Source organism: Micromonospora sp. ATCC 39149 (assembly GCF_000158815.1).
In the GTDB taxonomy this organism is placed as follows: Bacteria; Actinomycetota; Actinomycetes; order Mycobacteriales; family Micromonosporaceae; genus Micromonospora.
The window spans coordinates 2,951,806-2,965,444 of sequence record NZ_GG657738.1; the positions used below are offsets into that span (position 1 = coordinate 2,951,806).

Sequence of the window (13,639 nt, forward strand, 5' to 3'; positions counted from 1 at the left end):
ACCTCCGCCCGGCACCCTACCGAGGGGGACCGCCACCGGCCCGGTCAGGCCGCCTCGGCGGACGCCGGGGGCTGGGCCGCGCGGGCGAGGTCGGCGAGGTCGCGACGGAAGGCGCCCTCGACCGTGCGGGCGGCCAGGCCGCCGAAGAGCAGGGCGAGAACCCGGCCGAACGGTGCCGTGGCGACCGCCTCCTGCCGCACCGTGACCGCGGTGCAGGCCCGGCGACGACGCTGGACGGTGCGCAGGGTCCAGGTGGTCCGGTAGGACACGCCGATGCCCGGCGAGTCGAGCACCAGCCGCCGGGGCGGGACGCACTCCACCACGACGAACTCCTCGGCCTGGGCGCCCCCGTCGGGCCGGGTGCGGGTCTCCCGCCAGGCGGTGCCGGGGGCGAGGGGGCCGGGGGTGAGCAGCTCGACCCCGCCGACCGTGCGGAGCCAGTCGGCGCGGACCGGCAGGTCGACGAGGAGCCGCCAGAGGTCGACGGCGGACGCCTCGATGAACTCGGTGACCGTGACCGTCGACATGGCACCTCCCGTGCCCTCCACGGTACGGGGGGTGAGCTTGTGATGGGGCCCCAGCGGCGGAACTTCCGCCGCTGGTGGCCGATCCGGGGGTGTCGGGAGCACCCCCGGGGTCGGTCAGGCCCCGAACCGTCCACCCCGGATCGCGCCGACGAACGCGGTCCAGCCCGGCGGGCTGACGGTCAGCACCGGCCCGGCCTGGTCCTTCGAGTCGCGTACGGCGACGACGTTGGCAGTGCCCGCCAGGTTGGCCGCCACCTCGACGCACAGCCCCTGGTCGTTCGAGCGGCTGCTGGTGCGCCAGACGGCACCCGACAGATCGATCATTTTAACTTCCTCCACTCCGTTCGGGACGTCCCACGGCGGCCTGGCGGCACCACCCGTGGGCCGCCGGCCGGCCCCGCCGCACGGCGGAACCCGGCTCGATCAACGGAGATGCGCCGAGCCCCGGTCGCACCTGATGTGCGACTCGGGCTCGTGGCCGTCACCGGGCGGAGGACGCCGGCGCGAAGAGAGGTGCACCGGCGCGGCGCGCCGGGCGGGTCAGCGGGTCAGCGGCCCGGGTGGTCAGCGGGCCGGGAGGATGGTCCCGGTGACCTCGCCGAGGGCGACGGTGGTGCCGTCGGGGCCCGGCGCGGTGGCGGTGACGGTGACCGTGTCGCCGTCGGCCAGGAAGGTCCGGGTCGTCCCGCCGACCGCGACCGGCTCCGCGCCGCCCCAGGTCAGCTCCAGGAACGAACCGACCTGATCCCGCCGGGGGCCGGAGACGGTGCCGGAGGCGTACAGGTCTCCGGTGCGCAGGGACGCGCCGTTGATGGTGAGGTGGGCAAGCTGCTGGGCGGGCGTCCAGTACATGGTGGCGAACGGCGGCTCAACATGACCCGCTCGCCGTTCCACTCCACGGCCAGCCGCAGGTCCAGCACCACGTTCGGCACGTCGCGCAGCTACTGCATCAACGGCGGGTCCTGCGCGGGCGCGGGCACGAACGCGTCGGCGAGCGCGTCCAGCGGCGTCACCCAGGCCGACACGGAGGTGGCGAAGGACTTGCCGAGGAACGGGCCGAGCGGCTGGTACTCCCAGGCCTGGATGTCCCGGGCGGACCAGTCGTTGACCAGCACCACCCCGAAGACGTGGTCGGCGAAGTCGGCCACCCCGACCGGCTCGCCGAGCGCGCTGGACACGCCGACGACGAAGCCCACCTCGGCCTCGATGTCGAGGCGTACGGACGGACCGCAGACCGGCCCGTCCGGGGTGGCCCGCTGCCCGGTGGGGCGGACGATCGGCGTGCCGGAGACGACCACCGTGCCGGCCCGGCCGTGGTAGCCGATCGGCAGGTGCTTCCAGTTCGGCGGCAGCGGCGGCTGGCCGGGGCGGAAGATCTGCCCGACGTTGCCCGCGTGGTGCTCGGAGGAGTAGAAGTCGACGTAGTCCGCCACCTCGAACGGCAGCAAGCAGCTCGACTGCGGCCAACGGCACCAGCAGCGGCTCGACGGCCGGCCGGTGGGCGTCGTCGGTGAGCAGCTCGGTCACCCGCTGCCGGACGGCGGTCCACTGCGGCCGGCCCAGCGCCAGGAACGCGTTGAGCGTGGGGCGGCCCAGTGCGCCGGCGGCCAGCACCAGCCCGGCCGCCTCTGCGGCGGCCAGGTCGAGCACGAACTCCCCGATCCGTACCCCGACGCGCGGGTGGCCCCCGCCGGACCGGAACACCCCGTACGGCAGGTTGCGCACCCCGTAAACCGAACCCTCGGCACCCGTCACCCAGGTCATGCGTCGTGTCCCCCGTTCACGTCGTGTCCCCCGTTCACCAGGCCCAGCCGGATCAGATCCGCCAGTGGTTCCGCCACGCTGCACGAGCCGTACCCCACCCACAGCGGCCGCTCGGCGGCGCGGGCGGCCCGGGCCCGCTCGACCAGCGGCACCGGGTCGGTGGCGGCGAGCAGGGCTGCCACCTCGTCCACCTCGGCCCCGTCTGCGGCGGCGAGCGTCGCGGCGAGGACGTTGCCGAAGCCGTGGTGGGTGAAGCCGGTCTCCGGGTCGCGGTGGCGCACGGCGTGGTGCAGCCCGGCGGTCAGCTTGAACGGCAGCTCCCGGTCCCGGCAGGCGCAGATCACGGCGGCCAGCTCGACCGGGGTCGGGAACAGCTCGGCGGCCAGCCCGCCGGTGCGGAACTTCGCCGCGACCGGGAGGCCGGCGGCGCGGGCGGCGGCGACCGTGTCCAGCGCGGCCGTCAGCCCGAAGGTCAGTGGCAGTTCGGCGTAGACGTCGACGTCGCCGCGCCGCTCGGCCAGCTTCAGCAGTTCGGCCAGGCCGGGCTGCGGGTCCTCGCCGCGCTTGGCGACGGCCACCTCGACCTGTCGGGCGGTGACGCCGGCCGGCAGGGCTGCCAGCGCGGCGGGCAGCCCCTTAACGCCGGTGTCGCCGATCAGCCCGAGCACGAGGCCGCCCGCGGGGCCCGCGCCGTGGGGGTCGGCGGGGCCACCCAGCTCGCCGGCCACGACCGCCGAGGCGGGCACGAGCAGCGGGCCGACCATGTCGGCGTACCAGGAGTCGCGGTGCCGGCGGTGCGCGGCGAGCGCGTCGGGCAGCGTGGCGCTGCCGGGCGGGAAGACGGCGGCGTCGTCGACGAGGCCGGCGAGGAGACGGGGCACGCGCGTTGACACGAGACAAGAACTTACGGGACGCTACGAGAAACGGACAACAGCGTCCGACTATCGGACGGCAGTGGCCGGTGAACGGGACGATGGCCGTGAGCCCGACGATGGCCGGTGAACGGGGACGAATCGGAGGCGACATGCCGTACTACCGCAGCGTCGGCGAGGTGCCCCGGAAGCGGCACACCCAGTTCCGCCAGCCCGACGGCACCCTCTACACCGAGGAACTGATGGGCCAGGAGGGCTTCTCCTCCGACTCGTCCCTGCTCTACCACCGGCACGCCCCCACCGCGATCATCGCCGCCGAGGCGTTCGACCCGCCGGCCGTCACCCGGGTGCCCAACCTGCCGCTCAAGCCCCGCCACCTGCGCACCCACCAGCTCGACGGCACCGGGGCCGACCCGATCCTGGGCCGGCGGTACCTGCTCGCCAACGACGACGTGCGCATCGCGTACGTGTCGGCCGACCGGCCGTCCCCGCTGTTCCGCGACGCCACCGGCGATCACTGCCTCTACCTGGAGTCCGGGGCCCTGCGGGTGGAGTCCCCGTTCGGCGCGCTGGACGCCGTCGCCGGCGACTACGTGATCATCCCGACGTCGACCATCCACCGCCTCGTCCCGACCGGCGACGAGCCCGCCCGGCTGCTCGCCGTCGAGGCCGCCGGGCACGTCGGCCCGCCCAAGCGCTACCTGTCGGTGCGCGGCCAGTTCCTGGAGCACTCGCCGTACTGCGAGCGCGACGTCCGGGGGCCGGACACCCCGCTACTCGTCGACGGCACGGACGTCGAGGTCCTGGTCCGGCACCGGCGCGGCTGGACCAGGTACGTCTACGCGCGGCACCCGTTCGACGTCGTCGGCTGGGACGGGCACCTGTACCCGTGGGCGTTCTCCATCCACGACTTCGAGCCCATCACCGGCCGCGTCCACCAGCCGCCGCCCGTGCACCAGACGTTCCAGGGCCCGAACTTCGTGATCTGCTCGTTCGTGCCCCGCAAGGTGGACTACCACCCCGACGCCATCCCGGTGCCGTACCACCACCACAACGTGGACTCCGACGAGATGCTGTTCTACACCGGCGGCAACTACGAGGCCCGGCGCGGCTCCGGCATCGCGCAGGGCTCCATCTCGCTGCACCCGTCCGGCTTCACCCACGGCCCGCAGCCGGGCGCGGCGGAACGCTCGATCGGCGTCGACTTCTTCGACGAGTTGGCCGTCATGGTGGACACGTTCCGCCCCCTCGACCTGTGCGACGCGGCGAACGAGTGCGAGGACCCGGCGTACGCCTGGACCTGGGCCCGGCAGGCTCCGGCCGGCTAGGGCGGGGCTCAGCGCACCGTGCGGGAGAACACCGCCAGCTCGGCCAGGGCGGCCACCACGATCGCCGCCACCAGCGGCCACGGCGTCCCTACCAGCGCGTAGACCAGCAACAGCAGGGGGCCGGCGGGCACCGCGTACCCGGCCAGCGCCAGGGACCGGTCGGAACGCAGCAGGCCCGGCAGCACGGTACGGGTCAGCCCCGGCACCCGCGCCGCGAACAGCCAGCCCAGCAGCGCCCCGCTCACCGCCACCAGCACCGCGAGGAACCTCGACGGGCCGGACGCCCCGGCCGCCGCGACCGCCACCAGCACGGCGCCCACGAGCGTCCAGCCCGCCCCGTACAGCACCAGCCGGCGCAGGTCGTCGACGACGCCTCGGCGCGGGTCGGGCTCCACCGGCCCGGCCGGGGACACGGGGCCGGCCGGGGCGACCGGCACCAGCTCCGCCAGCTCGGCGAGCGCCGACGCGTACCGCCGCCGTTCCAGCCGGACGATCCCCGGCTCGTCGTCGGCCCGCTCCAGCTCCGGGTCGAGCCGCAGCGCCTCCTGGTACGCCCGCTCGGCCAGGTCGTACAGCCGTAGCCGCGCGGCGACCAGGGCGAGCACCAGGTGCGCCTGGGACTCCTCCGGGGCCAGCTCGACGCCCCGCCAGGCGGCGTTGAGGGCCGGCTGCCCGTTGCGCGAGCCGGACAGGATCGCGGCAGCGCTGCGCTGGGCGTACGCGTCGGCGGGGCCGACGGCGAGCAACCGCTCGGCGGTGCGGACCGCCTCGGCGTACTCGCCCTGGTCGACCAGGGCCAACCCCCGGGCGACCAGCGGGGCGACGGCGTCCGGGGCGACGGCCAGGGCGGCGTCGGCCGCGGCGCGCGCCTCGGCGGGCCGCCCGGCGGCCAGGTGCACCCGGGCCAGGGTGGTCAACGCGTCGGCGTTCGCCGGCTCCAGGGCGAGGGCGAGGCCCACCTCACCGGCGGCCTCCTCGTACCGGCCGAGGTCGGCCAGAAGCTGGGCGCGCTGGAGGTATCCCTCGGCGGTGGCGTCGCTCGACATCGGGCGACCCTACGCGGGCGGGGCCGGATGGACCAGGGCCACCGCGATACCGGCGAGCCCCTCGCCGCGCCCGGTGAAGCCGAGCCCGTCGGTGGTGGCGGCGGAGACGGCCACCGGCGCGCCGACCGCCTCGGAGAGCACCGCCTCCGCCTCGGCCCGGCGCGGCCCGATCTTCGGCCGGTTGCCGACCACCTGCACGGAGACGTTGCCGATCTCGAAGCCGGCGGCCCGGACCCGGCGGGCGGTCTCGGCGAGCAGCGCCACCCCCGGCGCGCCCGCCCACTCGGGCTCGGCCACGCCGAAGTTCGAGCCGAGGTCGCCGAGGCCGGCGGCGGAGAGCAGAGCGTTGCAGGCGGCGTGCGCCACCACGTCGGCGTCGGAGTGCCCGGCCAGGCCGTCCTGGCCGGGCCAGAGCAGGCCCGCCAGCCAGCAGGGCCGGCCCACCTCGAAGGCGTGCACGTCGGTGCCGATGGCCACCCGAGGAACGATCATGGACCGAGGGTACGCGTCACGCGCCGCCGGCCAGCAGGTGCTCGGCCAGCGCGAGGTCGAACGGGCGGGTGACCTTGAGGGCGTACTCGGAGCCGGGCACGCAGACCACCGGGACGCCCTGCTTCTCGACGAGGCCGGCGTCGTCGGTGAGCGGGTCGCCGGCCGCCGCGTGGGCGGCGGTCAGCACCGCGCGGCGGAAGCCCTGCGGGGTCTGCACGGCGCGTAGGGCGGACCGGTCGACCGTGCCGAGGACCACCTCGCCGGGGCCGACCTCCTTGATCGTGTCGACGACGGCGAGCACGGGGATCACCGCGTCGTGCCCGGCGCGGACCGCGGCGGCGACGGACTCGACCAGCCCGGGCGGGGTCAGCGCGCGGGCCGCGTCGTGCACCAGGACGATCTCCGGGCCGGCGGGGACGGCGGCCAGCGCGGCGGCCACGGAGGCCTGGCGCTCCGCCCCGCCGGGGACGACCGTCACCGGGGCGACCGGGGCGAGCAGCTGACGGACCGCGCCGACCTCGCCCGCCGGGGCGGCCACCACGATCGTGTGCACGGAACCGGCGGCGGCGATCCGGCGCACGGCGTGCACGAGCAGCGGCTCGCCGGCGAGCAGGCGCAGGGCCTTGGGCGCGCCCGGGCCGAGGCGTACCCCGGCACCGGCCGCAGGCACGAGGACCGCGACGTCACCGCGCGGATTGAGCTGCGCGGTCACGTCGCGGTCCTCGGGTTTCTCTGCGGTGCGGATCGGAACGACGATGGGCGGGACCTATGCCTCGGTCAGCACCTTGTCGAGCAGCGTCTCCGCCTCGTCCTTGGTGCTCTTCTCGGCCAGCGCGACCTCGCCGACGAGAATGTCCCGCGCCTTGGCGAGCATGCGCTTCTCGCCCGCCGACAGGCCCCGCTCCCGCTCCCGGCGCCACAGGTCGCGAACGACCTCGGCCACCTTCAGCGGGTTACCGGAGGCCAGCTTCTCCAGATTCGCCTTGTAACGCCGCGACCAGTTGGTCGGCTCCTCGGTGTGCGGAGCCCGGAGGACGTCGAAGACCTTGCCGAGGCCCTCTTCGCCAACCACCTCGCGCACGCCCACGATCTCGGCGTTCTCAGCGGGCACCCGGACCGTCAGGTCACCCTGCGCGACCCTCAGGACGAGGTACTGCTTAGGCTCGCCCTTGATGACCCGAGTCTCGATTGCCTCGATGAGTGCGGCCCCGTGGTGGGGGTAAACAACGGTCTCGCCGACACTGAAAACCATAGGTTCGAAACCCCTTTCGCTGTGTCTAGGGTAACACGCTCAGGCACCGATGTCTCACCGCTGTCCTGACCGTTGGCGCAGCTCAGGGGCCCTGTGAGAGGTATTTCTTCAGCTTGACAGGAGGCCGAACTGATGGTCTGAACACGCTCCGTGATTAGCGGATGACACCCCGACATGAGTGATCGGAGCGTGGATTTCTCGGGCGATGCGCTCTTCCCATGGTATCCCGGTCGCGCCGGCCGCGCCCAGGTGTAGCGGGAGGACCCGGCGGTGCGGGACGCTGGAGGCGCACCGCTGTCCGCTCACCGAGACGGTCCAGGGGGTCCGATGGGCATGCCCGACGCAGACGGCCAAGGCTCCGCCGACGGCCTTCCCGGCCTGCCACCGGAGTGGGGCCGCATCGTCGTGCCGGACGACCCGTCCGCGCTGGCGGAGGAGGCCGCACAGGTCCGCCGCGAGCTGCGGCGCAGCGCCAACGGGGCCCGCTGGCGGCGCCACCTCGGCCTGCTGCCCCGCCCCGGCGGCCGGCCACCGCTCCGCCTCCCGCTGCTCGTCATGCTGGTGGCACTGCTGATCACGCTCGCCGGCCTGTTCGCCGTCACCTGGCCCCGGCCGCCCCGGGGCGGCGACCGTCCCACCGTCGTGCCGTACCCGACGGCGACCGACCTTAGCGGCCGGGCACTGCCGGCGCTGGACCTGGTCGACGCCGAGAACTCGGCCGTCTCGCTGCGGAGCCTGGTGCCCGCCGTGATCATCCTGGTGGACGCCTGTCCCTGCCCCGAGCGGGTGGCCGAGGTCGCCGCGCTCGTGCCGCCCGGCGTGGCCGTGGTCACCGTCGGGGGTGGCCGGACGGTCCGCTCCACCCCGGCGTCGCCCGCCGCGCCGGTACGCCCGCTCGCCGACCCGGCCGGCGGCCTGCGCGCCTTCCTGCGCCTGCCGGCACGACCCGGTGCGGCCACCGCCGTGCTGGTCGATCGCGCCGGAGTGCTGGTTCAGGTGGTGCCGGAGCTGCGCTCCGCCGAGGACTACCGCGCCGACCTGACCCGCCTCGGCTCCTGACCCCCTCGACTCACCCATCGAATGCTCCTGGCCCCCTCGGCTCACCCATCGAATCAGCAGGCCAGCGCCGCGCGGCGGGAGAAGTCAGTCGGTGTGGTCGAGCAGGGCGGCGTAGAGCGTCAGGCCGGGGCCGAAAGCGAGCATCAGGATCCGCTCGGCCGGTCGTTGCGCCCTCAGCAGCCGGTCCAGGATCAGCAGGACGGTCGCCGAGGAGCAGTTGCCGTGGGCGTCCAGGGTGGCCCGGGCCGCGTCCAGCGCCTGCGGCGGCAGCGCCAGCTCGTGTTCCACCACGTCCAGGATGCGCGGGCCGCCCGGGTGCACCGCCCAGCCGCTCACCTCGCTCAGCGCGCCGCCGTGCCGGGCCAGCAGGTCGTCGACCAGCCCCCGGACGTGGCGGGAGAGCACCTGGGGGACCTTCGGGGACAGTCCCATCCGGAAGCCGGTGTCGGTGACGTCCCAGGTCATGTGGTCCGCCGTGGAGGTGTCGGTGACCGAGGTGACCTCGCGCAGCGCGTACCCCCGGCCGCCGGGGACGACCACGGCGGCGACGGCGGCGTCCGAGAAGAGGGCGTGGGAGACGATCTGCTGGGTGTCCAGCCGGGCCGTGGCGGGCTGGATGTGCAGGCTGGTCAGCTCCGCGCAGAGCAGCAGCGCGGGGCGTTGCCGGGCGGTGACGAAGTCGCCGGCCGCGCCGAGCCCCGGCAGGGCCGCGTAGCAGCCCATGTGGCCGACGACCATGCGCTGGGTGTGCGCGGCCATGCCCAGGTCCCGGGCGAGCAGGATGTCGAGCCCCGGGGTGGCGTACCCGGTGCACGAGCAGACGATGAACATGCCGACGTCCCCGGCGTCCAGGCCGGCGGCGGTGAGGGCCCGGCCGACCGCCTCCTTGCCCAGCGGCAGCGCCTCGATCTGGTAGCGCCGCATCCGGCGCTCGGTCGGCCAGTCCGAGACGTCCTCCAGCAGCGGGTTGACCGCCGCATGCCGCCGGGTCACGCCCGAGCTGGCGAAGATCCGTTGCGCCAGCGCCCGGGTGGAGCCGGGGAAGTGGTCAGCGAAGAAGCCCGCCCAGAGTTCGTCCTGCGTCGCCCCCGGCGGCTGCGCCGTGCCCAGACCCGCGATCACCGGTACGGCCACATTCCCCACCTCTCGTTCGCGTACCCCCCGTCGTCACCAACGAGAGGCGGAGCTGTAGCGGTCCGGTCTCACCTGTACCCCCCGCGCGGCCCGGCTATCCGAGCCGGACACCGCGCCCCTGGTAGAGCACGGCCGTCGACCAGGTCGGCCTGATCCGCGGAGCCCGCCCGGCCGACGGGCCGGTGCCCCGAATCCGGCGGACCAGCCAGCGCAGCGTCCCGCGCAGCTCCGGCCGGACACCCCGGACCCGCAGGTCGACACCGTGCCGGGCGCACTCGGCAACCAGCGCCCGGTCGTCTACGAACAACCGTGGATCGTGGATGCCCCGGGGCACGGTCGGCAGCCGCTCGCCGACCTCCACCGCGACCAGCCGGCTGAGCACGGTGTCGTTGAGCGTGTCCAGCACGAGCAGGCCACCCGGCCGGAGCAGCCGGCATGCCTCCGCCACGGCGCGCCGCCAGTCCGGCACGTGTTCCAGCAGCTCACCGGCGGCCACCACGTCTGCGCAGCCGTCCGCCAGCGGCACTGCCGTGGCGTCGCCGTTGACCGGGGTCACCCCGTGCTCGGCGGCTTGGGCCAGGGCGGACCGGGTGAGATCGACGCCGACGTGCCGATAGCCCTTGCCGGCCAGATGCGGGGCGAGCAGGCCAGCGCCGCAACCCAGGTCGACCAGGAGCGCGTGGGGCCGGGTGGCCGGCGGCACCAGTGCCGCCCGGGCACGCGCGAGCCAGTGCAGCATCGCGAACGCCCCGTCCGGGCGCCACCACTCGTCGGCCAGTTCGTCGTACTGCCGGGGATCGTTCGGCGGCAGGCGGGAGCGGTCGGACACCGGGGACGATCCGTCACGCATGCCACCGAGCGTGGCACGACTGGACGGTAACGGCCAGACTTCCCTTATGTCGACGACGGTGTTAGGGCTGGTCAGGGCGAGCCATCCGGAGCCCGCCGCGGCGGTCACCGTGGTGGCGGGACTGCTCGCCCTGGGGGTGGGACACCGCCCGTCCGGAGTCGCCGCAGTGGCGCTCACGGTGCTCGCCAGCCAACTCGCCGTCGGCTGGTCCAACGACCACCTGGACGCCGACCGGGACGCGGCGGTGGGGCGTACCGACAAGCCGGTCGCCGCGGGCGCGGTCAGCCGGCGCGCCGTGGGTCTGGCGATGCGGGCCGCAGCCCTGGCCACGGTGCTCCTCGCGGCGGCGACGACCAACCGGATCGCGGCGGCCTGGGCGACCGTCGCGCTGCTCTCCGCGCTGGCCTACAACCGGCCGCTGAAGTCGACGCCGTTCTCCGTGCTGCCCTACGCGGTCTCGTTCGGCGCGCTGCCCGCCTTCGTGGTGCTCGCGCTGCCCGGCGCCCCCGCCCCGCCGGCCTGGCTGGTGGCCGCCGCCGTCCTGCTGGGGGCCGGGGCGCACTTCGCCAATGTGCTGCCCGACCTGGCCGACGACGCCCGGACCGGGGTCCGGGGGCTGCCGCACCGCCTCGGCGCGACCGGCAGCCGGTTGGCCGCCGCCGGGCTGCTGCTCGCCGCGACCGTCACCCTGGTCGCCGGGCCGCCCGGGCCGCCGTCGTGGTACGGGCTGCCGGCGGTCGCGACGGCCGCCGTGGTCCCGCCCCTGACCTGGTACGCCGCCCGCAACGCCCGCCGGCCGGGCGACCGGGGGGTGGCCGCCTTCCGGGCGGTGCTGCTGGTGGCCCTGATCGACGTGGTGTTGCTGGTGGCCGGCGGTCGGGTGGTCTGAGCGCCCCGCGAGGTGGTGGTACCCGGGTCGGCGTGCGCGTCTCGATCAGCCCCAACTACCCTGAACCCGGTCTGCGCGGGTATGGCCACCGTGCCCGGTGACGGCCGGGTGGGGATCGTGACGAGGAGGACCGACGTGACGCGCTCGATCAGGGGTTCCCGGCGGGCGGCCCTGCTGCTGTCCGGCGTGGCGGCGGCGACCGGCCTGCTGGCGACCGGTTGCGGCGCCGGCCAGGTGGCCGAGACCGCCAACAAGGAGCCGTCGGTCCAGGGCGTCAACATCCAGACTCCGGACAACGCCTACAAGGTGCGCGGGCTGTACGTCGAGTACCCGGGTGCCGGGGGCTACGAGGCCGGCGCGAACGCCGCCGTCAACGCGGTGCTCTACAACGACACGCAGAACCCGGTGACGGTGACCGTCACCACGGACAGCGCGCGGGAGATCGTGATCAGCGGCGGCGCGTCCGCCTCGGCCAGCCCGTCCCCCTCGGCCAGCCCGTCCCCCTCGGAGTCGCCATCGCCGTCGGGTTCCGCGTCGCCGTCCGGGTCGGCCAGCCCGTCGGCCTCGCCGAGCGCGTCGGCCCCGGCTGGGGAGCCGGCCCGGTTCGAGATCCCGGCCTTCGGCTACGTGCAGCTCAACGTGCAGGGCGGCCGGTCCCTTCAGCTCGTCGGCCTGAACCAGGCGCTGCTCGCCGGCCAGCAGGTCAATCTGAACTTCGACTTCGGCGGCCGCACCATCCGCACCCCGGCCCCGGTCGGCGTCCCGCTGACCCCGCTGCCGCGGCCCTCCCAGATCGTGCAGCGCGAGGGCGCGCACGGCGCGGAGGGCGGCACCGAGGGCTCGGGCCACGGCGGCTGACCCGCCCCCGAGAACGATCGACGGCATCGCCGGCGTGGCACCCACCACGCCGGCGGTGTTTCGTCGTATGGAGGGACTAGCGTGCCGGTGTGACGACGCCCCGATCGACACCCTCCCGGGCGGCCCCGCGCGGTCGGGCCGCCCGTGAGCCCCGCCCCGCCTACGAGTGCGACGCCTGCGGCCACCAGCCGCCCAAGTGGGTGGGGCGCTGCCCCGAGTGCGGCGAGTGGGGCTCGGTGGTCGAGTGCACCGTGACCGGCCCGACCGTCTCCGGCCGGGTGGTCAGTTCCCGCATGCCGGCCGAGCCGGCGCGGCCGATCGCCACCATCAGCGCCGCACCGGCGAAGGCCCGTCCCACCGGCGTGAGTGAGCTGGACCGGGTGCTCGGCGGGGGCCTGGTGCCCGGCGCGGTCGTGCTGCTCGCCGGCGAGCCGGGGGTGGGCAAGTCCACGCTGCTGCTCGACGTCGCCCAGCAGTGGGCGGCCACCGCCGGCAGCCCTTCGCTGGTGGTCAGCGGGGAGGAGTCGGTCAGCCAGGTGCGGCTGCGCGCCGAGCGGATGAACGCCCTGCACGACCAGCTCTGGCTGGCCGCCGAGAGCGACCTCGGCGCGGTCCTCGGCCACCTCGACGCGGTGAAGCCGGGGCTGCTCGTGCTCGACTCGGTGCAGACCATCTCCACCCCCGGCACCGAGGGGGTGCCCGGCGGGGTGACCCAGGTGCGGGCCGTCACCGCCGCCCTGGTCGCCGTGGCCAAGGACCGGGGCGTCGCCACCGTCCTGGTGGGCCACGTCACCAAGGACGGCCAGGTGGCTGGCCCCCGGGTGTTGGAGCACCTGGTCGACGTGGTGCTGCACTTCGAGGGCGACAAGCACTCGTCGCTGCGGATGGTGCGCGGCGTGAAGAACCGGTTCGGCGCCGCCGACGAGGTCGGCTGCTTCGAGATGCACGAGGGCGGCATCAGCAGCCTCGCCGACCCGTCCGGGCTGTTCCTCACCCGCTATTCGGAGCCGGTGCCGGGCACCTGCGTCACGGTGGCGATGGAGGGGCGGCGGGCCCTGGTCACCGAGGTCCAGGCGCTGATCGGGGCGACGGTGGCGGGCTCGCCCCGGCGTACGGTGTCGGGGCTCGACGGGGCCCGGCTGGCGATGGTGCTGGCGGTGCTCCAGCGCCGCGCCGAGCGGCTGACCCTGCACGACCGGGAGGTCTTCGCGGCCACGGTCGGCGGCATCCGGGTGGTGGAGCCGGCCGCCGACCTGGCGGTCGCCCTCGCGGTCGCCTCCGGCGGTCTCAACCTCGCCATCAACCCGCACCTGGTGGCGATCGGCGAGGTCGGGCTGACCGGCGAGGTGCGCCGGGTCGGCGCGGTGCCCCGCCGGCTGGCCGAGGCGGCCCGGCTCGGCTTCCGGGTGGCCCTCGTCCCGCCCGGGTGCGGCCCGGAGAGCGCCGGGGCGGGCCCGGAGAACATGCGCGTGATGGAGGTCACCGACGTGCGCTCGGCGCTCCAGTGTGCCGCCCGCGCATCGGCGGAGTGACCGACGGTGGCCGCCGGGTCGGACCGCGCGTGTGAT

At 75.1% G+C, this 13,639-nt stretch carries 14 protein-coding genes and 1 pseudogene; 5 read left to right on the plus strand and 10 right to left on the minus strand.

All coding sequences use genetic code 11. The annotated features are described in order from the left end of the window. Window positions 1–44: 44 nt before the first annotated feature. The 4 genes and pseudogenes from MCAG_RS12430 to MCAG_RS12445 all read right to left on the minus strand — a co-directional run bounded on the left by MCAG_RS12430 (window position 45) and on the right by MCAG_RS12445 (window position 3,184). Window positions 45–527 carry an SRPBCC family protein gene (locus MCAG_RS12430; protein ID WP_007073327.1) on the minus strand — a complete coding sequence of 161 codons (483 nt, stop codon included), beginning with the start codon at window positions 525–527 and terminating at the stop codon, window positions 45–47. Between the two features lie 114 nt (window positions 528–641). Further along, on the minus strand, window positions 642–851 hold the full coding sequence (locus MCAG_RS12435) for a DUF397 domain-containing protein (RefSeq protein ID WP_007073328.1): 210 nt from the start codon (window positions 849–851) through the stop codon (window positions 642–644). A 240-nt stretch (window positions 852–1,091) separates the two neighbouring features. Continuing rightward, window positions 1,092–2,291, minus strand: a pseudogene (gene fahA, locus MCAG_RS12440) (fumarylacetoacetase). Further along, window positions 2,288–3,184 (minus strand): hypothetical protein, encoded by an 897-nt coding sequence (locus MCAG_RS12445; RefSeq protein WP_036373225.1) that lies wholly within the window; start codon window positions 3,182–3,184, stop codon window positions 2,288–2,290. Before MCAG_RS12445 ends, fahA begins: the two are co-directional and overlap by 4 nt. Before the next feature lie 131 nt (window positions 3,185–3,315). On the opposite strand from MCAG_RS12445, the gene MCAG_RS12450 reads away from it, so the two are divergent. Continuing rightward, window positions 3,316–4,491, plus strand: a complete 1,176-nt coding sequence (locus MCAG_RS12450; protein WP_007073331.1) for a homogentisate 1,2-dioxygenase — start codon at window positions 3,316–3,318, stop codon at window positions 4,489–4,491. Between the two features lie 8 nt (window positions 4,492–4,499). Here the strand turns inward: MCAG_RS12450 and MCAG_RS12455 are convergent, their stop codons facing one another. The 4 genes from MCAG_RS12455 to MCAG_RS12470 are packed head-to-tail and all read right to left on the minus strand — an operon-like array spanning window position 4,500 to window position 7,281. After that, complete coding sequence (locus tag MCAG_RS12455) at window positions 4,500–5,537, minus strand: tetratricopeptide repeat protein (RefSeq protein ID WP_007073332.1); 1,038 nt, start codon at window positions 5,535–5,537, stop codon at window positions 4,500–4,502. Between the two features lie 9 nt (window positions 5,538–5,546). Beyond that, entirely contained in the window at window positions 5,547–6,029 is a 483-nt protein-coding gene (ispF, locus tag MCAG_RS12460; protein ID WP_036373227.1) for a 2-C-methyl-D-erythritol 2,4-cyclodiphosphate synthase, read from the minus strand. Between the two features lie 16 nt (window positions 6,030–6,045). Further along, complete coding sequence (gene ispD / locus MCAG_RS12465; protein ID WP_036373229.1) at window positions 6,046–6,741, minus strand: 2-C-methyl-D-erythritol 4-phosphate cytidylyltransferase; 696 nt, start codon at window positions 6,739–6,741, stop codon at window positions 6,046–6,048. A 54-nt stretch (window positions 6,742–6,795) separates the two neighbouring features. After that, a complete protein-coding gene (locus MCAG_RS12470) occupies window positions 6,796–7,281 on the minus strand; it encodes a CarD family transcriptional regulator (RefSeq protein ID WP_007073334.1) in 486 nt (161 codons plus the stop codon). Between the two features lie 327 nt (window positions 7,282–7,608). On the opposite strand from MCAG_RS12470, the gene MCAG_RS12475 reads away from it, so the two are divergent. Next, window positions 7,609–8,340 carry a hypothetical protein gene (locus tag MCAG_RS12475; protein ID WP_036373231.1) on the plus strand — a complete coding sequence of 244 codons (732 nt, stop codon included), beginning with the start codon at window positions 7,609–7,611 and terminating at the stop codon, window positions 8,338–8,340. Window positions 8,341–8,424: 84 nt separating this feature from the next. Here MCAG_RS12475 and MCAG_RS12480 read toward each other — a convergent pair whose 3' ends face one another. Beyond that, window positions 8,425–9,474 carry a type III polyketide synthase gene (locus MCAG_RS12480; protein WP_036373233.1) on the minus strand — a complete coding sequence of 350 codons (1,050 nt, stop codon included), beginning with the start codon at window positions 9,472–9,474 and terminating at the stop codon, window positions 8,425–8,427. A gap of 94 nt (window positions 9,475–9,568) precedes the next feature. Then, entirely contained in the window at window positions 9,569–10,324 is a 756-nt protein-coding gene (locus MCAG_RS12485; RefSeq protein WP_036373235.1) for a methyltransferase domain-containing protein, read from the minus strand. Window positions 10,325–10,370: 46 nt separating this feature from the next. On the opposite strand from MCAG_RS12485, the gene MCAG_RS12490 reads away from it, so the two are divergent. The 3 genes from MCAG_RS12490 to radA all read left to right on the plus strand — a co-directional run bounded on the left by MCAG_RS12490 (window position 10,371) and on the right by radA (window position 13,603). Beyond that, entirely contained in the window at window positions 10,371–11,213 is an 843-nt protein-coding gene (locus MCAG_RS12490; RefSeq protein ID WP_036373236.1) for a UbiA family prenyltransferase, read from the plus strand. A gap of 135 nt (window positions 11,214–11,348) precedes the next feature. Then, window positions 11,349–12,071 carry a hypothetical protein gene (locus MCAG_RS12495; protein ID WP_036373238.1) on the plus strand — a complete coding sequence of 241 codons (723 nt, stop codon included), beginning with the start codon at window positions 11,349–11,351 and terminating at the stop codon, window positions 12,069–12,071. 89 nt (window positions 12,072–12,160) lie between these two features. Then, a complete protein-coding gene (gene radA / locus MCAG_RS12500) occupies window positions 12,161–13,603 on the plus strand; it encodes a DNA repair protein RadA (RefSeq protein WP_007073340.1) in 1,443 nt (480 codons plus the stop codon). Window positions 13,604–13,639: the final 36 nt, after the last annotated feature.